17 protein-coding genes are annotated in these 22,471 nt (G+C 66.8%); 3 read left to right on the top strand and 14 right to left on the bottom strand.

The window, feature by feature from the left end; translation table 11 throughout:
- Positions 1-245 precede the first annotated feature (245 nt).
- From ACNFIA_RS10575 to aguA, 3 genes are all read left to right on the top strand, one after another.
- Entirely contained in the window at positions 246-1,307 is a 1,062-nt protein-coding gene (locus tag ACNFIA_RS10575) for a polyamine ABC transporter substrate-binding protein (protein ID WP_416784703.1), read from the top strand.
- A gap of 55 nt (positions 1,308-1,362) precedes the next feature.
- Entirely contained in the window at positions 1,363-2,004 is a 642-nt protein-coding gene (locus ACNFIA_RS10570) for a TetR/AcrR family transcriptional regulator (protein ID WP_416784701.1), read from the top strand.
- A 257-nt stretch (positions 2,005-2,261) separates the two neighbouring features.
- Positions 2,262-3,371, top strand: a complete 1,110-nt coding sequence (gene aguA / locus ACNFIA_RS10565; protein WP_259757999.1) for an agmatine deiminase — start codon at positions 2,262-2,264, stop codon at positions 3,369-3,371.
- 237 nt (positions 3,372-3,608) lie between these two features.
- On the opposite strand, the gene ACNFIA_RS10560 is transcribed toward aguA, so the two are convergent.
- From ACNFIA_RS10560 to ACNFIA_RS10495, 14 genes are all read right to left on the bottom strand, one after another.
- On the bottom strand, positions 3,609-4,976 hold the full coding sequence (locus tag ACNFIA_RS10560; RefSeq protein WP_416784698.1) for an OprD family porin: 1,368 nt from the start codon (positions 4,974-4,976) through the stop codon (positions 3,609-3,611).
- A gap of 841 nt (positions 4,977-5,817) precedes the next feature.
- On the bottom strand, positions 5,818-6,939 hold the full coding sequence (locus tag ACNFIA_RS10555; RefSeq protein ID WP_259758002.1) for a polysaccharide biosynthesis/export family protein: 1,122 nt from the start codon (positions 6,937-6,939) through the stop codon (positions 5,818-5,820).
- 31 nt (positions 6,940-6,970) lie between these two features.
- On the bottom strand, positions 6,971-8,371 hold the full coding sequence (locus tag ACNFIA_RS10550) for an undecaprenyl-phosphate glucose phosphotransferase (RefSeq protein WP_416784696.1): 1,401 nt from the start codon (positions 8,369-8,371) through the stop codon (positions 6,971-6,973).
- 102 nt (positions 8,372-8,473) lie between these two features.
- Complete coding sequence (gene rfbA, locus ACNFIA_RS10545) at positions 8,474-9,349, bottom strand: glucose-1-phosphate thymidylyltransferase RfbA (protein ID WP_416784694.1); 876 nt, start codon at positions 9,347-9,349, stop codon at positions 8,474-8,476.
- Positions 9,346-10,464, bottom strand: a complete 1,119-nt coding sequence (locus ACNFIA_RS10540) for a glycosyltransferase family 4 protein (protein WP_416784692.1) — start codon at positions 10,462-10,464, stop codon at positions 9,346-9,348. Before ACNFIA_RS10540 ends, rfbA begins: the two co-directional genes overlap by 4 nt.
- A 20-nt stretch (positions 10,465-10,484) precedes the next feature.
- The gene (locus tag ACNFIA_RS10535; RefSeq protein ID WP_259758006.1) at positions 10,485-13,100 is read right to left on the bottom strand and encodes a GH39 family glycosyl hydrolase; all 2,616 of its coding nucleotides are present in this window, start codon (positions 13,098-13,100) and stop codon (positions 10,485-10,487) included.
- Positions 13,069-14,301: a glycosyltransferase family 4 protein gene (locus ACNFIA_RS10530; RefSeq protein WP_416784690.1), complete on the bottom strand. Its 1,233-nt coding sequence runs from the start codon at positions 14,299-14,301 to the stop codon at positions 13,069-13,071. Before ACNFIA_RS10530 ends, ACNFIA_RS10535 begins: the two co-directional genes overlap by 32 nt.
- A complete protein-coding gene (locus ACNFIA_RS10525; protein ID WP_259758008.1) occupies positions 14,298-15,296 on the bottom strand; it encodes a glycosyltransferase in 999 nt (332 codons plus the stop codon). Before ACNFIA_RS10525 ends, ACNFIA_RS10530 begins: the two co-directional genes overlap by 4 nt.
- Before the next feature lie 43 nt (positions 15,297-15,339).
- The gene (gene rfaH / locus ACNFIA_RS10520; protein WP_259758009.1) at positions 15,340-15,867 is read right to left on the bottom strand and encodes a transcription/translation regulatory transformer protein RfaH; all 528 of its coding nucleotides are present in this window, start codon (positions 15,865-15,867) and stop codon (positions 15,340-15,342) included.
- Positions 15,864-16,631, bottom strand: a complete 768-nt coding sequence (locus ACNFIA_RS10515) for a WbqC family protein (protein ID WP_416784688.1) — start codon at positions 16,629-16,631, stop codon at positions 15,864-15,866. Before ACNFIA_RS10515 ends, rfaH begins: the two co-directional genes overlap by 4 nt.
- Positions 16,632-16,659: 28 nt before the next feature.
- Complete coding sequence (locus tag ACNFIA_RS10510; protein ID WP_259758011.1) at positions 16,660-18,873, bottom strand: polysaccharide biosynthesis tyrosine autokinase; 2,214 nt, start codon at positions 18,871-18,873, stop codon at positions 16,660-16,662.
- A 31-nt stretch (positions 18,874-18,904) separates the two neighbouring features.
- Positions 18,905-19,834, bottom strand: a complete 930-nt coding sequence (locus tag ACNFIA_RS10505; RefSeq protein WP_259758012.1) for a glycosyltransferase family 2 protein — start codon at positions 19,832-19,834, stop codon at positions 18,905-18,907.
- Between the two features lie 2 nt (positions 19,835-19,836).
- On the bottom strand, positions 19,837-21,357 hold the full coding sequence (locus tag ACNFIA_RS10500; RefSeq protein WP_416784685.1) for a lipopolysaccharide biosynthesis protein: 1,521 nt from the start codon (positions 21,355-21,357) through the stop codon (positions 19,837-19,839).
- Between the two features lie 10 nt (positions 21,358-21,367).
- Positions 21,368-22,462 carry a DegT/DnrJ/EryC1/StrS family aminotransferase gene (locus ACNFIA_RS10495; protein WP_259758015.1) on the bottom strand — a complete coding sequence of 365 codons (1,095 nt, stop codon included), beginning with the start codon at positions 22,460-22,462 and terminating at the stop codon, positions 21,368-21,370.
- Between the last annotated feature and the right edge of the window lie 9 nt (positions 22,463-22,471).

Genomic DNA, 22,471 nt, shown 5'->3' with positions numbered 1-22,471 from the left:
TGGTAAACGAAACGCCGGCCCTTGTGCCGGCGTTTCCTTGTGCCGCTGGCACACCCAGGGGAACTGCGACATCGCAACGGCGAGGAGGGGCGCCTGGGCGAGTCACCTCCGTCGTTCCTTCCTGCCCGCGATGCTCCATCCGCCCGACCGGGCGCATCGTGTCTGTCGTGACTTTGCTGACTGCTGTCGCGCGGCGACTGACTGCCGCATCCGCTGATTTCGTGGTTCATTCAGGGAGATCGCCAATGCCACGCCTGTACGCCTTGATGCTGATGTTGTTGTGCCCGCTGTCCGCCTGGGCCGACCCGGTCATCCGCGTCTACAACTGGAACGACTACATCGCCCCGCAAGTCCTCAAGGACTTCGAGAAAGACACCGGCATCCGCGTCGAATACACCACCTACAGCACCGCCGAAGAGGTCAAGAAGGCCCTGGACAGCGGTGAGAAATTCGACGTCGCCGTGCCCTCGCACAACGACCTGCCAGCCCTGATCCGCGACAAGCGCATCCAGGCCCTGGACCTTTCCAAGCTGCCCAACCGCAGCCACCTCGATACGCAGCTGCTGAGCAAGCTGGCCGCGGTCGATCCGAACAACCAGCACGCCGTGCCGTACCTGTGGGGCGCCGTGGGCCTGGCGATCAACGAACCCGAAGCGGAGAAGGCCTACGGCGGCAAGCTGCCCGACAGCTGGAGCATCCTGTTCGACCCGCAGCAGAGCCAGCGCCTGAAAGCCTGTGGCATGAGCCTGCTGGATGCGCCGGACGAAGCCTTCTCGGTGCTGATGAACTACCAGGGCCGCAACTTCGCCCGCAGCGCCCCGTCGCAGATTCGTCGCGCCGGCGAGGTGCTCGCGCAGCTGCGCCCGAACCTGCGCTACATCGACAGCGAGCGCTACATCCAGGACCTCAACGCCGGCAAGCTGTGCGTCGCCATGGCCTGGGTCGGCGACGCCCTGGGCGCGGCCAACGCCGGCCAGCCGGTGCGCTTCGTGGTACCGCAGGAAGGCTCGGTGCTGTTCATCGACAACCTGGTCATCCCCGCTGCCGCCGAACACCCGGACCTGGCGCTGAAGTTCATCGACTACCTGATGCAGCCCAAGGTCGCCGCGCAGATCACCGCCGCCACCCTTTACCCCAACGGCAACAAGGACTCCGCGCAGTTCCTCGATGCCGCCCTGCGCGACCAGCCGGGCCTCTACCCGGACCAGGAGACCAAGCGCCGCCTGTTCGCCCTGGAAACCGCGCCGGAGAAGACCGCCCCGGTGATTACCGAGGTCTGGGGCAAGCTGCGCGCCGGCGGCAGCTGACTTGCCGAGCACCCCGGAGCTGGCGTCCAATAGCCGCCCAGCTCCGGAGATCGTCATGCCCGCACCCTCTGCCACCCGCAAGCCCCGCGCCAGCAGCCAGGCACGCATCGCCGTGATCCTCGCGGCGGCCCGCGCCCTGCTCGCCGAGAGCGGCGCAGCGGGCCTGTCGATCTACGCGGTGGCCGAGCGCGCGGGCATCCCGCCCTCCTCCGTCTACCACTTCTTCCCCAGCGTGCCGGCGCTGCTCCAGGGGCTCACCAGCGATGTCCATGCGGCCTTCCGTGCCTGCCTGGAACAACCCGTCGACCATGCCGCCCTGCGCGACTGGCGCGACCTCGCGCGGCTGGTCGAGCAGCGCACGCTCGCGGTTTACGCAGATGATGCCGCCGCGCGCCAGCTGATCCTCGCCAGCCACGGTCTCGCCGAGGTGACCCAGGCCGACAGCCAGCACGACGTGCAGCTTGGCCAGGCCATGCGCGCGCTGTTCGAGCGCCACTTCGAACTGCCGCCGCTGCCCCGGGATATCGAGGTCTTCAGCCTCGCCATCGAACTGGGCGACCGCGTCTATGCCCTCTCCGTGCAGCGCCACGGGCAGATCACCGAGCGCCTGGCCGAGGAAGGCATGCGGGTGATCGACGCCTACCTGTCGCTGTACCTCCCGCCCTGCCTGCCGAAGCGCCCAGCGCCCCTGCAATAACCGATTTTTATCCGATAAATATCCGGATGAATGGCCTAAATATTTTCAATGAGCCCTTCTTTAACCGATTTTTATCGGATATAAATTCTCCCACCCGGGAGCACCCCGACGCGATGCCTGGACCGCGACCTATACTGGCCCTCCGGCGACGACCTCCCGAATGACACAACCCACTCCGTAGGATGGGTGGAGCGCAGCGATGTCCCGCGACGGGTATCGGCCTCACCTTGCCACGAAGCACACACCAAGGACCGCCCATGACCACGCTGACCAGCACACCCCGCGCCGATGGCTTCCGCATGCCGGCGGAATGGGAACCCCACACCCAGACCTGGATGGTCTGGCCCGAGCGCCCGGACAACTGGCGCCTGGGCGGCAAGCCCGCGCAGGCCGCCTTCAGCGCCGTCGCCCGTGCCATCGCCCGCTTCGAGCCGGTGACCGTCGGCGTCTCCGCTGGGCAGTACGAGAACGCCCGCGCCCAGCTGGCCGACGCTGCCAACATCCGCGTCGTGGAAATCAGCAACGACGACGCCTGGGTGCGCGATACCGGCCCGACCTTCGTCATCAATGACCAGGGCGACGTACGCGGCGTGGACTGGACCTTCAACGCCTGGGGCGGTCTGGAAGGCGGCCTGTACTTCCCCTGGCACCGCGATGACCAGGTGGCGAGCAAGATCCTCGGCATCGAGCGCTGCGACGGCTACCGCACCGAAGGTTTCGTGCTGGAAGGCGGCTCCATCCACGTAGACGGTGAAGGCACCCTGATCACCACCGAGGAATGCCTGCTCAACCACAACCGCAACCCGCACATGAGCCGCGAAGAAATCGAGGACGTGCTGCGCGAGCACCTGGCCATCGACACCGTGATCTGGCTCCCGGACGGCCTGTTCAACGACGAGACCGACGGCCACGTCGACAACTTCTGCTGCTACGTGCGCCCCGGCGAGGTGCTGCTGGCCTGGACCGACGATCAGAACGATCCGAACTACGCACGCTGCCAGGCCGCCATGCGCGTGCTGGAAAATGCCCGCGACGCCAAGGGCCGCCAGCTGACCGTGCACAAGATCGTCATCCCCGGCCCGATCCACGCCACCGAGGCCGAGTGCGAAGGCATCGACCTGGTGATCGGCACCCAGCCGCGCGATCCATCGATCCGCCTGGCCGGCTCCTACGTCAACTTCCTGATCGTCAACGGCGGCATCATCGCCCCGCGCTTCGACGACCCGGCGGACGCCGAGGCCGAAGCGACCCTGAAGCGCATCTTCCCCGAGCACGAGATCGTCATGGTGCCCGGCCGCGAAATCCTCCTGGGCGGCGGCAACATCCACTGCATCACCCAGCAGCAGCCGGCACCGCAGCAGCGCTGATTCGCCAGCGGCAAAAAAGGCCGTCGCTCCCTGCGGAGCGACGGCCTTTTTCATTGCACCGCACATGCAGGAACGGGCCACACCCGTGACCGTGAACATCGTCCGCGGCCCGCGGCAAGTCCGCAGCGCCGTGAGCCCTGCTCACGGATCGCGGGCATGGCCCGCTCCTGCAAACGCTGCCCATGAAAAAGCCGCCGCCTCTTGCGAGGTCGGCGGCTTCTTTTCAGCCCGCAGGAATTACAGCAGCGGGATGGTGTAGCTGACGATCAGGCGGTTTTCGTCCTGGTCGCGCTGGGTCGCGGTGCCCGAGCCGCTGACCGGCAGACCGCTGCGCAGCGCGGCGTTCTTCCAGGTGAAGCCCAGGCCCTTGAGGGTGCCATCCGGGATCACGTAGGCCAGGGAGATATCACGTTCCCACTCGCTCTTGTCGCCGTACTTGGTGTCGATGTTGTCACCGTGCAGGTACAGGGTCTGGAAGGTCAGGCCCGGCAGGCCAGCCTGGGCGAAGTCGTAGCCGTAGCGGACCTGCCAGGTGCGCTCGCCGGCGCGCAGGAACTTGCCGATCTGCACGTCGGTGATCAGGTAGGCGGTAGCACCGTCGCCGTTGTTGATGAACGGGAAGTCGCTGTCGCCGCTGAGCTGCTGGTAGCCGGCGCCGAAGCTGTGACCGCTGACGGTGTAAGTGAACAGGCCGCTCCAGGCGCGGTTGTCGACTTCACCCTTGGTCACGCCGTTACCGTAGTAGCCGTTGGTGTAGTAGGTCTTGTCGTGGCCGTTTTTGCCGTCGTCGCTGCTGTGGAAGTAACGCAGGTCGGATTTCAGTACGCCCGGGCCGATGGCCCAGTTGTGCTGCAGGCCGAGGAAGTGCTGTTTGTAGAAGTCCTGCAGGTTGCCGTAGTAGTACTGCAGCGTCAGGTCCTTGGTCAGCTTGTAGTCGGCGCCGCCGTAGTAGAACTTATTGACGAACTGGCCAGTCTGCGCGTTGTTGGCGCCGGCGATGGACAAGCCTTCGTTGTTGCTGGAGCTACGGCCCTTCATGTGTTCCAGCTGACCACCGAGCAGGGTGAGGTCCTTGAACTCGTTAGAGGTAACCTGGCCACCCTCGAAGGTTTGCGGCAGCAGGCGGCCGTCGTTGTAGGTCACGACCGGCAGCTTCGGCAGCAGAGTGCCGTACTGCAGCAGCGTGTTGGAGACCTTTACCTTGCCGGTAGCGCCTAGGTGAGCGAAGTCGTCCACCGCGCGGCCGTCGCTGTCGGTGGGGAACACGGTACCGGAAAACGCCGAACTGGTCGGGTTGTAATGGGTGCCCTTGCCACTGTCCAGACGTACGCCCAGCAGGCCCAGTGCATCGACGCCGAAGCCCACGGTGCCTTCGGTGAAACCGGAGGTGTAGTTGAGCAGGAAGCCCTGGCCCCACTCTTCGTACTTGCTCGGTTGAGACGAGGTTACGGGGCCGTTACGGTTGTCGGTGTTGATGTAGAAGTTGCGCAGGGTCAGGTTGGCCTTGCTGTCTTCGATGAAGCCAGCGGCGACGGCAGATTGCGCGAGGCCCGCGGCAGCGATGGCGAGCGCGAGGCCCGATTGCGTGAGAGTGCGGCTTTTCATTGGAATTTCCCCATTTTATTGATCTTGGAAACACGCCATTCGCGACAACGACTGGCTCCCCCGGGAGTCCGACCGAACGGCAGCGGCCACGGCGCGCAAGCACGACGGGCATGCAGGATTCGTTGGTTGTTTTCGACGCCCCGCTAGGCGGGAACGAAGCGCAGGCAGGCGGACAGGGATACGGCAGAAGATGGGAAGGGCATGGATCGATTCTCGTGTCTTGTTGTTGTGGCGATGCGCTGGGCATTCGCCACCTGACAAGGCAATCCCCAGGCCAACCGGCGAGCCTTGTCGAACACCCCCGTTTATCCGGCCCCCGGCTCGCCTGACGAGCCATTTCCCCGGGCCGGATCAGCGGAAAACCGCCATCCCGTCACCTTCGGCTGGCGGTTTACCGCCAGCCGCTTCCGTTCTGTCCGAGACAGCTCGCGGCAACGCAGGGGCAACGATAAAAGAACGGCAATAAATCCAAAAAGAATTAATTCTTAATATGTAATTTCTTTATGGAATATATGATACAGCTCTCGCTGGCGTGCTGCAGTCCCTCGCGAGGGGTACCTCCAACGGCGCGTCGGGCGTGGGCCCCGGCCGGAGCGCCGGGCAAAAAAAACCCGCCGGCGCTGCAACGCGGGCGGGTTCGGGGTCTTGTGCTAGGGGAAGACCCCAAAGAGAGCGGTGGAATGGCCTCCACCCAAGGGATGGTGCGTCCTTGCACCCGATGGCCGGATGATGGCGACCACCCCGTGAGGAGTCGATTCCAGCATTCCGCCATGGGCCATAGGAATAATCCTCAAGCCGTCGCGGCGGCCCGCGCCTCAGGCGCGGGCAGCATGTCTTGCGCTCAGTTGCCGCCGATGGCGGCGCTGGTGCTGACGATGTTGGCCGACGGCAGCAGCTGGCTGATGAAGCGGTTCCAACGGGTGATGTTGGCCGGGCCGATGAACACCACGTCCTGCGGCTGCATGGCGAATTCCTTGGCCAGCGCATAGGCCGTCGGGCGCTTGGCTTCCAGGTGGAAAACCTGCGCCTGGAAGGTACTGGGCGCCGTGCCAGCGGCCGGTTGCGGGGTGCCGCGGATCACGTAGACCGAGTCGCCGTCGGAGGTTTCCGGGGCCAGGCCGCCGGCGTTGCCGAGCACTTCCAGCAACGACAGGCCGGTGGTGCGGTAGGTGACCACCTGCGGACGCTCCACTTCACCGACCACATAGACTTTCTTGCGGTCGTTGTACGGCAAGTGGATCTGGTCGCCGTTCTTCAGGTAGATGCCGCTCAGGGTCGAGCCTGCGCGGTTCAGCGCATCGACGTCGAGCTGGTATTCGCGGCCGTCGCGCTTGAGCACCAGGCCGGACAGGTCCGCCTCGCCGGTGATCACGCCGGCCTTGCTGACCGCCTGCACCAGGGTCGTGGGCGTGTTGTTCAATTCCACCTGCCCGCCGTTCTGGAAGGCCCCGGACAGCACCACGTGCTGGCTGGCATAGCGCAGCACGGTGACGTCCACCTGCGGATCGACGATGCCTTTCTTCGCCAGCTGGCTGGCCAGGCGTGTGCGCAACTGCGCCGGCGTCTGCCCTTCGGCGCGCACCACGCCGGCATAGGGGAAGAAGATGTTGCCGTCGGCGCCGACCACGCGGCCGTTGGCTTCCATCTGCTGGGTGGAGCCGGGGCTGGTCAGTTCCGGGTGGTCCCAGACGGTCACCAGCAGCACGTCGCCGCCGCCGATCACATAGTCCTCCTGGGGCGGGCGGTAGTTGAGCAGCTCCGCGGGGACGCCGGGCTTGGCGGCGAAGGCGGCCTCCTGGCGTTGCAGCACCTGGGGCGTGATGGGCACGAGGGTGATGTTCATCCCCTGTTTCTGTGCCTCGCTCTGAATATCGGAATCCGTCATGTGCTGACCGGGGGAGAACACGCAGCCTTGTAGCGCCAGACTGCCGACTACAAAGCTGAAAGCGAGCAGGTTTTTCATGGCAATCCTTCCTTGAAGCGTGTGTGGAAACTCAATAGGCATTGCGGTGGACGAAACCCTTGAACAGGGTCAGCAAGACGATTTTCAGGTCCCACCAGACGGACCAGTTCTCGATGTAGTCCAGATCGAACTCGATGCGTTTCTGCATCTTTTCCAGGGTGTCGGTTTCGCCGCGCCAGCCGTTCACCTGGGCCCAGCCGGTGATGCCCGGCTTGACCTTGTGACGCAGCATGTAGCGGCTGACCTGACGCCGGTATTGCTCGTTGTGCGCCACGGCGTGGGGGCGTGGGCCGACCACCGACATGTCGCCGAGCAAGACGTTGAAGAACTGTGGCAATTCATCCAGCGAGGTGCGCCGCAGGAAGGCGCCCAGCGGGGTGATGCGGCAATCGTTGCGCGAGGCCTGGGTGACGGCGGCGCCGTCCTCCATGACCGTCATGCTGCGGAATTTCCAGACGCGGATGGGCCGGCCATCCATGCCGTAGCGCGTCTGGCGGAACAGCACCGGGCCGCGCGACGTGAGCTTCACCGCGATCGCGATGAGCAGCATCGGCACGGCGATCAGCAGCAGGATCAGCGAGGCCAGCACCACGTCCTCGATGCGCTTGAGCACGGCGTTGGGGCCGTCCATGGGCGTGTCGAAGATGCTGATGGTGGCCAGCCCGTTGATGCTCTCGCTGCGGGCGTGCAGCAGGTCGAACATGAACAGGTCGGGGATCAGGTAGACCGACACCGTGGTGTCGGAGAGCTCGCGGATCAGCTCGTTGAGCAGCGGCTCGCGGGACAGCGGCAGGGTTAGGTAGACCTTGTCGATCTGCCCCGAGCGGGCGGCCTCGATCAGTGCCAGGCGGTCGCCTTTCACCGGCACCCGTTCGCCCAGTTCCATCTGTTGCGGGCGGTCGTCGTAGAAGCCGATCAGGCGCAGGCCCATCCAGGGCGCGGCGAGGATGGTCTCGGCCAGCCGCGCACCGACTTCACCCGTGCCGTAGATGGCCACGTTGCGGCTGTTGAAGCCATGGCGGCGGGCCACGCGCAGCAGCATGCGGATGGCCAGGCGGTAGCCGCACATGATCAGCAGCGCGACAGCGAACCAGCCCAGGCGCCGGGGTTCTTCCAGTTCCACGTGGCGCAGGGAGATGTCCAGCAGCAGCACGGCGAAGAACGCCAGCGACCAGTACAGGGTGACGCTGAGCGATTCGCGCAGCAGCGACTCGCCGCGCCAGGAGCCGTAGAGCTGGTTCAGCTCGCCGAGCCAGTGGAACAGCATCACGCAGAGCAGCACCGAGACCCAGATCTGTGCGTCCAGCACGCCGTTGCCAGCGCTGAGCAGGACCACGCCGGTGAGCACGATCACCACGATGTCGCTCAGGCGATGCGCCAGCGAGATCAGCGATTGGTGGGCGCGCAGGATTCCTTTCGTCTTGTTGGGCATGATGACCTCACGACTGCCGGCGTCGCTCCTGGCGCCGCTGCATCGCAGTCCGTTATCGGGCGCAGTGCCGGCCAGCCCGCCTCGGGCTCGCCGGGTGCGGGTTCACTGTCGCTTGTCCAGCAACAGTTGCTGCAGGTAGCGGCCATAGCCGGTCTTGCTCAGGCGCTCGGCCTGCAAGGCCAGCAGCGTCTCGCTGAGCCAGCCCTGCTGGAAGGCGATTTCCTCCAGGCAGGCGACCTTCAGTCCCTGGCGCTCCTCGATGGTCTGCACGAAATGGCCGGCTTCCATCAGCGACTCGTGGGTGCCGGTGTCCAGCCAGGCGAAGCCACGGCCGAGCAGGCTCACGTGCAGTTCGCCCAGAGCCAGGTAGAGGTTGTTGATGTCGGTGATTTCCAGCTCGCCGCGCGCCGAGGGGCGGATCTGACGGGCCATCTCCACCACGCGGTTGTCGTAGAAATACAGGCCGGTGACGGCATAGTTGGAGCGCGGCACGCGGGGCTTTTCCTCGATGGACAGCACGCGCCCCGCCGCGTCGAACTCGACCACGCCGAAGCGCCCCGGGTCCGCCACCTGGTAGCCGAACACCGTGGCGCCGTGGGGGCGTGCGGCCGCCTCGCGGAGGGTTTCGGTGAAGCCCTGGCCGTAGAAGATGTTGTCGCCCAGCACCAAGCACACCGAGTCGTCGCCGATGAATGGCGCACCGATCAGGAAGGCCTGCGCCAACCCGTCCGGCGAGGGCTGCACGGCGTATTGCAGGCGCACGCCGAACTGCTCGCCGTCACCCAGCAGGGCGCGGAAGTTGGGCAGGTCGCCGGGGGTGCAGATGAGCAGGATGTCGTCGATGCCGGCGAGCATCAGCACCGACAGCGGGTAGTACACCATCGGCTTGTCGTAGATCGGCAACAGCTGCTTGGACACGCCCAGGGTGATCGGGTGCAGGCGCGTGCCGGAGCCGCCGGCGAGGATGATGCCTTTCATGATCTGCCTCCTTGCTTGGCGATCTGTTTGGCGTCGAAGCGCACCGGGAAGTCCGCGCGCTCGGTCAGAAAGGTGTCGATCAGGCTGGAAAGCCGCAGCGCGGAAATGTCCCAGGAGTAGCGCAGCACGTTCTCCTGCCCCAGGCGGCGCAGGTCGGCGCGCAGCTGGTGGTCGAGCAGCACGCGGCGCAGCGCGGCAGCGATGCCGGGCGGGTCCAGCGGGTCGAAGTAGAGCACCGAGTTGCCCAGCACTTCGGGGATCGAGGCACTGCGGGCGGCCACCACCGGGCACCCGCAGGCCTGGGCCTCCAACGGGGGGATGCCGAAGCCCTCGTACAGCGAGGGGAAGGCGAACACGGCAGCATTGCGGTACTGCTCGATCAACTGGTCGTCGTCGAGCCGGCCCAGCCAGCGCACCCGGTCGCCCTGCCCGCTCTGCTGCAGTTGGGCCTCGACGAAGCTGCGGTTGGCGGCGCCGACGATGCGCAGCTCGACGTCCAGCTCACCGAGCAGGCGAAAGGCTTCGATCAGCCGGGCGAAGTTCTTGTGCGTGGCCGGCGAGGACACCGCCAGCACGTAGGGGCGCTCCAGCAGGGTCGGCTCCAGGCCGGTGCAGAACTCGGCGGACACCGCGTTGGCGATCACATGGATGCCATCGGGGTCGATGCCGTAGTGCGAGGCGATCTCCTGCCGGGAGAATTCGCTGACCGTCACCTGCGCCAGCGAGCGCCGCAGCATCAGCGGGATCATCAGCCGGTACAGCGCGCGGAATTTCCACGAGAAGCTCCCCGGGTGGCGCACGTAGGTGATGTCATGGTGCGTCACCACCTGCCTGCCATAGGCCAGCGGCGCCGTGCTGCACAGCGACACCAGCAGCGGCCGGCCGTGGCGGGCCAGCCACAGCGGCAGGTCGAGCTGCTCCCAGAGGTGGCCGCCGTGGCTGCCGATCTGCTCGACCTGCAGTTGCCGGGCGATGTCCGGACGAAGGATGTCCCCGGGCGGCGCGACGAAGTGAAGGTCGCTGCGCAGCCGCGCCAGCGACAGCGAAATCTGTTCGGCGAAGCGCTGCACACCGCTGATGGGCTGGGTAAGGAAACGCGCGTTGATCACGATCATGGGAGGTCTCCGCGAGAGGGTCAGCGCAACGACAGCTGCGGGGCCGACGCGCTGCGCAGCAGCGTGAGCGAGGCGTCGATGCGGATGCTGGCCTGGCAATCGCCGCCGCTCTCGGGGCATTGCCAGGGCACCGGCCGGCCCTCGCGGCGGGCGATGCCTTCCACGGCGTCGAGGCGCCAGAGGGTGTCGCTGCTGCCGGGCTTGCTGGTGATGTCCAGGGTCTGTTCGTGGCCCAGGGTCCAGGCCACCAGGATTTCCTCGCTGGCCTTGGCGAAGCGCAGCAGGTAGACGTTGGGGTCCTGGTTGGGCACGCGGCCGACGAAGCGGTAGCGGCCGATGATGTCGGCGATGCTGGCCATGGCGTGGTACGCCGGCTTGGGTTCGCCGCTGGCGGTGAGCAGGCCGAAGTTGTGCTCCATGTCCGTGCGGTCGATGCCGTCGTCCACCAGGTCGTACCACCAGGCGCCCTTCACGTTGGGCAGGCTGCGCACCAGCACATAGGCGCGGGCCAGGTAGGCGGCCTGGCGTTCGCGGCTGATGCCGCAGGCGCCGTCGTGGGCCGGCCAGCTGAACTCGGTGAAGTACAGCGGCACCGGCTTGCCGGCGGCGCGCTCGAGCTTCTGGTTGACGCCCTGGAACCAGTCCAGCCAGGCCTCGGGGGTGGACATCTCGCCCTCGCAGTACACGGACGGGTGCAGCGAAATGCCGTCGACGACGTCCAGCACGCCGCCTCCGGCGATGCGCTCGGCGAAGCCCTGGCGAATGCCCTTGAGGGTGACCGCGCCGGCCAGCACCCTGGCCTGCGGGTCTTCCTCGCGGATCACCTTGGCGGCGGCGCGCACCAGGGTCAGGTAGTCGTCGCTGAAGTCCTTGTCGGTGGCGTTTTCCGAGTCCCACTCATTCCACACTTCGTAGAAGGCGACCTGGCCCTTGAAGCTGCGCACCACGTAGCGCACGTAGCGCAGGTAGCCCTCGCGGGAGGCCTCGTCGCGCGGCTTGGCGTTGCCGTAGAACTGGTTCTCGTTGCCCAGGATCAGCAGCGTGTCGATCCCCAGGCTGCGGGTGCTGCGCAGCTGGGCGCGCCAGGCGGCGTCGATGGACAGCACGCCGCGCTCGCGCTCGACGCTGGACCAGTAGGCATCGTCGCGGAACGACAGGATGCCGGCCTCGCGGGCCAGGCGATTGATGCCGTCGCGGTTACCGGGGCGGATGTTCTGATGGGTGCTGGCGCCGACGATGAATTCCGCCGGGCCGAGGCTTTCCACCGGCGCCTCCTTGGCCATGCTGGAGGGCGATTGCAGCAGGCCGCCGATCAGCAGCGCGCAGCCCAGCAGGCTGAGCATGCCGCCCTGCAGGCGCAGGGTGCGCGGCGCCGGTTGCGGCGCAGCCTCGCCCGGCAGGCGCAGGGCGCGGCCGATGGCCAGCCCGAGGAACAGGCTGGGGATCGGCGATTCCAGCACGTCGCTGGTCCAGGCGATGAGCAGGATGCAGTAGGCGATGCCGAGCAGCGCGCGGGCCTCGCGGCCGGGCTGGCGTTGCAGGCGCATCAGCATCGGCACGGCCAGCAGGTACAGCGCGCCGCCGGCCACGCCGAACAGGCACCAGAGGTAGAGCAGCGAGTTGTCCGCCACCGCCAGTTGCTCGACGCCGAAGATCGGGAACGCCGCGTAGGCGCTGCCGGTCATGCCCAGCCCCGCGCCGGTGTAGATCCAGCCGTTGTAGTCCATCACCTTGATCAGGTTCGGCCAGGTGTTGACCAGGCGATCCACCATCGACCCCATCAGGTTGTCGCCGGTGGCCGTGGCCAGGTACGGGTCGACATGGCCGTACAGGCCGTAGAGCGGCAGCGCCAGCGCGCCGAGCACCACCAGCAGCGCGGCGAGCAGGAACAGCAGACGCCGGCGGCTGATGCTCATCACCAGCAGGGCCAGGAAGAAGGCCCCGGCGGAGGATTTGTTGGTGGTCAGCACGATGCCCACCAGCGCCACCAGGTAGATCAGCCCGCGAATCGGCAGGATCAGGCGGAACGAGCCCAGGTACAGGCTGAACACCGCCAGCATCATCGCCAGGCTGGAGGACATCCGCGAAAAACCGGCGATGCGGTCCAGCCCGTAGGCGCTCCAGGAGCGGTTGCCGCTGATCTCCACGCCGCCCATGGAATAGGTGTACCCCTTCCACGGCACGTTGATGGTGAGGTCCAGGGCGATGCCGGCCAGGGAGGCGATCAGGCAGAAGAAGATGAGCCAGCCCACCGCCTTGCGGTGCATTTCCAGGTACTGGCCGCAGAGCAGGCCGAACAGCAGCGGCGCGTAGATGAACACCGAGAAGAAGCCGCTCTTGAACTCGGCGCCATGCAGCCGGCCGAGCAGCAGCGAGGCCGCCGCGAGGATCAGCAGCAGCCACAGGCCGCGCTGCTGCGGGCGGGTGAACAGCTCCCAGCCGACCGCGACGATGCAGGCCACCTTGGGCAGGTAGACGATGGCCGACAGCCCGGCCTGGTCGGTGTAGAAGCGCAGCGCGCCGTTGAAGGTCTCCACCAGCAGCAACGCCACCAGCACCCCGAGCGCCAGCAACGAGCGGTCGAAGGTCACGCGACGGTCGAGCTCAAAGCGGGGATACGGGGATTGCAGTTCCATGCTGGACTCCGCGGGTAAGCAGGGTGTGGCGCAGGATGGTTTCGTACTCGTCGAGCATGCGTTCCACGCTGAGCATCGGCGCCACGACCTCACGGGCGCGCCCGGCCAGGCGCTGGCGCAGCGCCGGGTCACGCACCAGGCGGGCGATGGCGTCGCCCAGCGAGGCGGGTTGCTCGGGCGAGCAGAGCAGGCCGTTGACCTCGTCCTGGACGATCTCCGTCAGCCCGCCCATGCGCGAGGCGATCACCGGCAGGTGGTGGGCGCAGGCTTCCAGCGCCACCAGGCCGAAGGACTCCGGCGCCAGGCTGGGGACCACGGCGACGTCGATCTCGGCGAAGAACTCGGCGGCCTTGCGGTAGCCGACGAAATGCACGCGCTGCGGGTCGGCGAGGGATTTCAGCTGGTTCACGTAGGCGCTGTCGCCGCGCCCGGCGATCAGCAGCGAGGCATCCCCGCCGCGGGCCTGGAACTGCTCGATCAGCCACTCCACGCCCTTGTTCGGGGTCAGCGCGCCGATGAAGCCGAAGCGCAGCGGACGCCGCCCGCTGACCGGCGGCGTAGCGGCCGACGCGGCCAGCGGCGTGCCGTTGTAGACCACATGGGCCTGGCTGCCGGTGAAGTACCCGGCATCGAGCAGGGCATGCAGCTGGTAGCGGCTGACGCCGACCACCGTCTCGACCGCGCCGGAGGCGGCGGCATGGGAACGCCGCAGCAGCGCGCAGGGCGCGCACGGCTGCCGGCAATGGCGACCCTGGTGGAAGCGCACGCCGCGCGGACAGGTCAGGTACTGGTCGTGGAGGATCTGGACGATGGGCACGCCAGCGGCGCGGATCGCATCCCAGGCGGCGATCGACCAGCCCGACAGGTTGTGGCAGACCACCACGTCCGGCTCGACCTCCTTCAGCACCTTCGCCAGCAGCCCGCGCATGGCGCGGTTGTAGCGGTCCAGCACATGCCAGGCGAGGCGCTGGAGCGCACCGTGGTCCTGCTCGTCGAAGGGCCAGTAGAGGTTGCGCAGGCCGGCGCGCAGCACCGGCACGCCATTCACGGTCTCGCGCTGCAGCCCTGCCCGCGGGCCGGTGCACAGCACCTGCACCTGGTGCCCGCGCGCGCGCAGGCCCTCGGCCATGTGCTGCAGCATGACCTCCGTCCCGCCACCGATGTGCGGGGCGTAGAGGGTGTTGAGCAGCAGCACTCTCATAGCGGGTACGCCCGGTTCATGCCCAGGGCGCCGGCCTCGCCGTCACGGATCGCCTGCAGCAGCAGGGCCAGGCGGCTCTCGCGCTGGTGGCGGCGGGCGAAGAAGTGCAGCAGGCGGATGAACACCCAGCGGTTGAAGCGGTACATCCAGGGCGAGGTGACCCACAGGTTCTTGTCGAACCACGCCTGGTTGCGCGCGGCGTAGTAGGCGCGCAGGTCGGAACTGCCCAGCAGGTAGGTCTCGTAGATGTTGGCAGTGCGCTGCTTGATGTTCCAGGAGTGCTCCAGGTCATCCAGCCCGGCCTCCGGCACCAGGTAGAGGTGCCCACCGAGGGCGCCGATGCGGAAGGTGTATTCGGTGTCGTCGGCGTAGAGCACCAGGTCGCGGCGCGGCAGGCCGATGCGGCGGAACAGGTCGGCATGGCCGAGCAGCCCGCCGTAATAGGCGAACGGCAATTCCAGCAGCGCTTGCGCCGGGCGCGGCGTCGGCTTGCCCCAGGGCGTGCGGCGCCAGAGCTTGTAGGGCAGCTGGCGGACGTGGAACCCGAAGTAGCTGGAGCGCGGCGGCGCGATGAAACGGGTCGGCACGCCAGAGGCGACATCGGCCTGGTGGGTCGGGCGGAAGCCCAGCACGGCGGTGTTGTCGGTGCCGTGGCGCAGGGCGCAGTCGATCAGGCGCTGCTTGAGCAGGGGGAAGGAACCGGGCGTCGGCGCGTTGTCGTCATCCATCAGCCAGATGAAGTCGCAGCCGCTGTCCAGCGCAGCCTCGATGCCCACCGCGTAGCCATTGGCCGAGCCGGTGTTGCTGTCCAGCTCGATCACCTGCACGCGGTTGGGCCAGAGCATGAACAGTTGGTCCAGCTCCGCCACCGAGGCGTTGCTGACGACGATGGCGCGGGTGATGTCCTTCTCGCGGAAGGCCCGGGCCAGCAGCTCCCGCAGGTATTCCAGGCGATCGCCATAGGTCAGCGTCACCAGCACGGTCGATCCATTCATTCGCCACTCCTCCTTGTCTCTGGCCTGTTCGGGGTTGGCCGCCTCAGGCGCGCCAGCCGTCGTTGCCGCCCACTGCCGACAGTTGGCTGAGCGGGACCCGGATGCGTTGTTCGCGTTGCAGCAGGTGGAGCAGGATCAGCGCGCGTTCGGTGCCGTCGTCGCAGAGGAAGATGGCCTCCACTTCGCACTCGCCGGCGCACTTCAGGCGCACCACCTGGCCCTCGTGGAAGCCGCTGGAGGGCCGCTCGGGCATGGCCGCCAGGCGCAGGCGGATGCCTTCCACCAGTTCGTCGGCCACCGCCAGCGGCTGCGCGCCGAAGCTGACGATGCGCGCCACCCCGCGGGTGGAGCGGATCGGGAACCAGTTGTCGTGCTGCTGATCGAGACGGATGAACAGGTAACCGGGGAACAGCGGCTGCGCTCGGCTGCCCTGCTGCACCAGCGGGCGGTAGCAGGGGAAGCCCTGGCGCCCGAGGTTTTCCTCGGCGCGCAGCTCCTGGTGCGGTTTGGTCTGGATCAGGTACCAGCGGTATTGCGCGGCTTGCAGGTCCACGCTGACAAAGGAATTCATGACTCGCTCTCCATGGCGCGTTGGCTGCGCCCAGGCAGGTGCGACGAGGGAGCGGGCCGCTCCAGGGTGTAGCGGCCCAGCAACCGCTGCATCTCGTCCGGCGGGTTGAACATCAGCACGTCGATGATCGACAGGCTGGGGACGAAATCCGGGCTGAATTGCGGGTAGCTCAGTTCGTCCATGCGCAGGAACTGCAGCTCCAGGCCATGGGCCTGGAACACGTCCGGCGAGTACAGGTGGCGGCCGCCCTGCGGGTTGAGGTAGACGTCGCCGCCGCTTTGCTTCACCGCTTCGATCAGGCGCTGGTCGCGGCCGATGTCCTCGCCCAGCGCCAGCTCCGAGGCGCGCACCATCGGCGTGTCGATGCCGAGGTAGTGGCAGATGCGACGGATCGAGTGCTCGGCGAAATGCGACAGGTTGCGCTCGGGGTGCGCGAGGATCTCCTCCAGCAGCGGCATCACCTGGCCGTAGCACGGCGCGCGGTGGTACGCATGTCGAATGGTGTGCAGCAGGCGCTGGTTGTTCCGGCGCAGCTCCCCGCTCAGCCGTCGCTCGTTGATCGCCTGGCTCTGCGAGCCCTGCTCCAGCGGGAAGCTGAACTGCCAGATCTTCCCGCCGACCAGCAGGCGATTGCGGTTGATCCACCCACGCCGGGTGTACTGCAGGCTGTCGCCGAGGATGAACAGGCTGCTGGCGGCGATCAGCTGGAAGTACCCCAGGTAGGGGAACAGGTACGGCTGCATGAGGCTGACGATGTGGACCATGGTGGCATCCCTTCTCCGAATTCCCTGTTCAGTCCTTGGCGTCGTAGCGGTAGGCGTAGGCGCCGTAGTCGTACGCGGCCGTCGATGCCTTGCGTTTCACCCCGTTGAGAATCGCGCCCTGCAGGTGGATGCCGCTCTGCCCCAGGCGCCGCCGCGCGGTGTCGATCTCGCTGGCCGGGCTCTGGCCGAAGCGCGTCACCAGGAGGCAGATGCCGCACAGCCGGCCGACCAGGGCGGCGTCGGTCACCGCCAGCACCGGCGGGGTGTCGACGATCACCAGGTCGTACATCGACGAGGCATCGCGCAGCAGCTGGGCGAAGTTGTCGTGCATCAGCAGCTCGGACGGGTTGGGCGCGGCGAAGCCGCAGGAGATGAAGTCCAGCTCCGGCACCTCGGTGGGCAGGATCACTTCGCTGAGCGGGCGGTGCGAGCTCAGCGCGTCGGACAGGCCGTGGCGCGGCGTCAGGCCGAACACCCGGTGCAGGTAGCCCTTGCGCATGTCGGCGTCGATCAGCAGGGTGCGCAGGCCCGATTGGGCGACGATGGCCGCCAGGTTGCTGGAGACGAACGACTTGCCGGCGCCCGGCGCCGGGCTAGTGAGCATCACCACGTTGTTGCGCGCTTCGAGCAGGGCGAAGTGCAGGTTGGTGCGCAGGCTGCGGATCGCCTCGTTGGCCAGGTCGCCGGGGGTGGAGGCCGCAAGCAGCTTGGGCGTGTGCCCGAGGACGTCGCCCTTGCGCTCCTTCTCCAGGCGCTCCTGCTGCCGCGAGTAGGGGATCGCGGCGAGCACCGAGAGGCCGAGCTGTTCGATCGCCTCGGGGTTCTCCACGCCGCGGTAGAAGGCCTGGCGCAGGAACAGCACGCCGAGGGCGACGCAGAAGCCGAGCAAGGTCGCGAGCAGCACGATGACCTTGCGCATCGGCTTGGCCGGCTGCTCGACGTTGGCCTGGGCGGTGTCGATCACCCGCACGTTGCCGATGGTGCCGGCGCGGATGATGTCCTGCTCCTGGGCCTTGTTCAGCAGGCTGGTGTAGGTCTGCCGGGTGACCTGCATGTCGCGGGACAGGCGCAGCAGTTCCTGCTGGGTGACCGGCAGGGTCTGGATGCGTTTCTGCAGTTGCGCCTTGCGCTCCTGCAAGCTGCTGACCTGCTTGAGCAGGGCCTGGTAGGTCGGGTGGCTGGGGGTGTAGAGGCGGTCGTACTCGTCACGCTTGAGCTTGAGTTCGGAGAGCTGGTTGTCGATGCCCACCACCTGGTCCAGCACGCCGCGGGTCTCGACGCTGATGTCGGCGGACTTGGCGGTGGTCTGGTAGGCGTTGTAGGCGGCTTCGGCCTTTTCCAGGTCCATGCGCACCACCGGCAGTTGCGAGCGCAGGAACTGCAGGCGCTGCGACGCTTCGGCGGAACTGCGTTCGACGTTCTGCAGCACGTAGAGGTGGCTGATCTTGTCGAGGATGCGATCAGCCTGCTGCGGGTTGGGGTCCTCCAGGGTCATGTAGATGATCCCCGAGTCCTTGCCGGCCTCGACCACCTTGAGCAGCTTCTGGTAGTTCAGGGTGGTGGTCAGCAGGCGGTTCTTGGCCACGATGAATTCGGTGCCGGGACGCGCCACCAGTTCATCCACCTCGATGCTGAAGCCCTTTTCCACCACGGGCTTCTTCAGCTCGCCGCGCAGGATCAGCTGGTCGTCGGCGTTGAGCAGGTGATAGGCGTCGCCGCCATCGGCCACCAGGGTCAGCGGCTCGCCCAGGTACTCCTCGGGCACGTCCAGGGAGAACACCTTGATCTGCTCGCCGCCCCAGCCATAGGCGCCCATGCCCAGCCAGGGCGCGGCCAGGGCCTGCCCGGCCTCGGGCTTGTAGCGCCGGGCCAGGTAGTCGCCGATCAGCGGCAGGTGCCTGGGCTTGGCGACGATGTCCAGCTTCAGCAACTCGACGGCCCTGCCCAGCACCGCGCGGGATTTCAGCAATTCGATCTCGGTGGCGGCGATGGACACCGAGTCGGGGCGGTTGATCACCTCCGGCGTGCCGTTCAGGCCGTTCTTCTTCTGCTCGATCTGGATCATCGCGCCGGACACGTAGATTGGCGTGGCGACCACCGCGTAGAACAGCCCGAGCAGGGTGAACAGGCCAGTGATGGCGAGGATCATCTTCTTGTGATCGAACAGCAGGCGCAGCAGGCCGGCAACGTCGATGCGGGTGTCCTGGAGCGTTTCCAGGGACGAGCGGGGCATGACACTCATGGACTTCCATCCTCCATTGAGGTGGCGCGGCTCAGCGCGCCTGAATCGGGTTCAGCCGCTTGAGCAGGTTGGCGCCGTGGTTGCCGATCAACATCAGGAAGGCCTGCACCTTGCGCATGGGCGAGACGGCCGCCATGGACATCCGGCAGACCTGCATCAGGAAGTACTCGTTGAGTTCCTGGTTGCCCAGGCGCTGGTAGTAGCGCGACAGGCAGTAGTAGGTGTGCAGGGTCATCTGCTGCTGCACGCGGTCGGCCTGCATGGAGAAGATCCCGCCCTGGTGCACGCGGTAGGCGGCCGGGCGGATCTCCTCGATGAAACGGCCCTTGCCGTAGGCGCCCAGCAGCGACCACCAGCACAGGTCGACCATGCGCGTGGTGCGCAACTCCTCGGGCATCTCGGTCAGAACGTTGCGAAAGCAGGTGGTGAGCGTGGAGATCGGCCGCGCCTTCTGCAGGTCCAGGCGGCTGGCGTCGCGGCGGTACTTGCCGGTGAGCTGGCGCGGCTTGATCACGCCATCCTCGTTGTAGGTGTAGGCGTCGTGGTAGGTGATCACGTAGTCCGGGTTCTTCTCCAGGAAGTCGACCTGGATCTGCAGCTTGCGCGGGTCGGTCCAGTAGTCGTCGCCTTCGCAGTAGGCGATGTAGCGGCCACGGCACTTGCGGAACACCGGCAGGCCGTGGGAGACGCCCTTGGAGTACTGGTTTTCCTTGTGGAAGATCGGCTTGATGATGTGCGGATAGCGCGCCGCGTAGTCGGCGATCAGCTCGCTGGTGCCGTCATTGGAGGCGTCGTCGTTGACCAGCACTTCGAAGCGGAAATCGGTGACCTGCTCGAGGAAGCTGTCCAGCGTGCGGCCGATGTAGTTCACCTGGTTGTAGGCCAGGCAAACGATGCTCAACAGAGGCGTCGGGTCTTCCGGCCAGTTGGAAAGGATCTGCAGCTCGGAGCGGATATCCATGTCTAGACACTCGGCTTGTGGGACGGTTTGAACAGGCGCAGCAAAGCCGGGGCAGAGCCCGCGCCCACGAGGAACAGGGTGATCAGGCCGCACACGGCCAGCGCCGCCAGCAGCCAGAGGCGCTCGCCGGAGCGCGCCAGCAACGCGTAGAAGGGTTCGCCCAGCAGCAGCCCGGCGGCGCTCAGCGCGGCGATCTGCAGGGTGTCGCGCAGCCACAGGCCATGCAGGCCGGGCGCGAAGGTGTGGTGCACGATCGCCGGCCAGATCAGGAACGACACCAGGCGCAGGCCGAACCAGCACAACGCCACGCCCTGCACGCCGTAGAGGTAGGCGCTGGCGATCACCAGCGGTACGGTCACCCCGGTGGAGATGACGCTGTACCAGACGTGCATGCGCAGCTGGCCATGGGCGTACTGCAGGTAGAACTGGAAGCTGGCCACGGCCAGCAGGCCGGCGCCGAGCACGTACCAGGCGAGGATCGGCCGGCACCAGTTGGCGGCCACGGCATCGCCGCTCCAGGCCAGGATCAGGTCATGGCCATGGGCGGCGATCACCGCAACCATCGGGAACAGCAGCACGCAGACGAAACGGTTCGCCTTCAGGTAGAGCTGCTGCATGTCGTCGTGGCGCTCCTCGGCGACCAGCATGGTCATGCGCGGCAACAGCGATTGCGCCAGCGGGTTGACCAGCGTGAGGACGCCGCCGGAAACCAGCGCCACCAGGGAGAAATAGCCGTACTGCTGCAGGGGCAGCAGGTTCGACAGCAGGACCTTGTCCAGCTGGGTGAGGACGATCCACAGGCCCGAGGCGAACGACATGCCCAGGGCGAAGGGCAGCACCGGGCGCACCGTGTCCCAGCAGAAGCGCGTCAGCAGGCGCACGTCCATCCACAGGTAGGCCTTGCCGCCCAGCAGCAGCGCCTCGATCAGCGATACCGCGACCTGGAACTGGAAGAACACCAGCGGGTCCTGGCTGACCTGCGCCACCAGCAGCAGGCCGCCGAAGTAGCGCAGCGTGGTGATGAACACGTTCACCGCGTTGATGAAGCCATGCAGCTCCTGGCCCTGCAGCGCGCTGCGGTACAGGGTGGCGTACAGCCGCAGCGCCACCAGCAGGCCCATCAGGCCGATGCACTGCGCCACCAGGTCTGGCGAGAGCTGCTGCACGTTCAGCCATTGCCCGGCGATCCAGCGGCTGCCGCCCCACACCGCCAGGCTGCTGAGCACGGTCAGCGGCAGCAGGATCAGCTCGAAGGAGCGCAGCAGGCGCGCCTGGTCCTGGCCTTCGCCGTGGACACCGCGACCGTGGGCGACCTGGCGTACCAGCGCCGGGGACAACCCGACATCCAGCAGCAACAGCCAGCTCTGCAGCACCGCGAAGAAGCCGATCAGGCCATAGGCCTCGGCGCCCAGGTGGCCGAGGTAGAACGGCTGGATGAGGATGCCGATGACGATGGCGTACGCCTGCCCTGCGTAGTTGAGCAGGGTATTGCGGACCATCGACAGCGAGCGTGCGGTGCGCATGGTCGTCCCCTTACACCGCGACGGCGACGCGGCCGCTCTCCAGCAGCAGCACTTCGATCACCGCGCGCTGCACGTCCTGCGGCAGGCCGGGGTACAACGGCAGGCAGAGGATGCGCTGGCTCAGCTCGCGCGACAGCACCTGCGGCACCTGGGGAGCCAGGTAGTCGAGGGTGTCCAGCGACGGGTAGAAGTAGCGCCGCGGGTTGACCCCGATCTGGTTCAGCGCGCTGCGCACGCGCAGCACCTGGGCCTCGTCGCGCAGGCCGATGGGGTAGTAGCTGTTGTTCAGCCGCGCGTAGCTCTCGCTGGCCTGCAGGTCGTAGTAACCGCTGAGGGCGGCGGTGTAGCGCGCGGCAATCTCCTCGCGCTGGGCGAGGATGCTGTCGATCTCGTCGAGCACGCACAGGCCCATGGCGGCGGAGAACTCGTTGAGCTTGGCGTTGATCCCCAGGCCGACGATCTGGTCGACGCCGGCGATGCCGAAGTTGCACATCAGGCGGATCTGCCTGGCCAGCTCGTCATCGGAGGTGACGATGGCGCCGCCCTCGATGGTGTGGAACAGCTTGGTGGCGTGGAAGCTCAGGGTGGTGGCATCGCCCCAGGCCAGCACCGAGCGGTCGCGGTAGCGCGAACCGAAGGCATGGGCGCCGTCGTAGATCACTTTCAACCGGTTGCGCTGGGCCACCGCCTGAATCTCCTCCACCGCACAGGGATTACCGAACACGTGGGTGGCGACGATGGCGGTGGTATCCGGCGCAAGGCTGGCTTCGATGCGCGCAGGGTCGAGGTTCCAGGTCCGCGCATCGATGTCGGCGAAGCGCGGGCGGATGCTCTCCCACTGCAGCGTGCTGCTGGTGGCAACGAAGCTGAAGGGGGTGGTAACGGCACTGCCGGTCACGCCCAGGGCCCGGTAGGCCACTTGCAGGGCGATGGTGCCGTTGTTGGTGAGAATCACATGGCGAACGCCGAAGTAGTCCTGCAGGCGTTCTTCCAACTCCGTGACGAAGGGCCCGTGGTTGGTGATCCAGCCGGAGGCATAGATCTGTTCCACGTAGGCCTTGAACTTGTCCAGGTTGCCCAGGTAGGTCTTGGTCACATTGATCACGGTCGCATC

The sequence above is a fragment of the Pseudomonas sp. NY15437 genome (genome assembly GCF_048068435.1).
GTDB lineage: Bacteria > Pseudomonadota > Gammaproteobacteria > Pseudomonadales > Pseudomonadaceae > Pseudomonas > Pseudomonas nitroreducens_B.
This window is presented reverse-complemented; position numbering and strand designations above follow the sequence as displayed.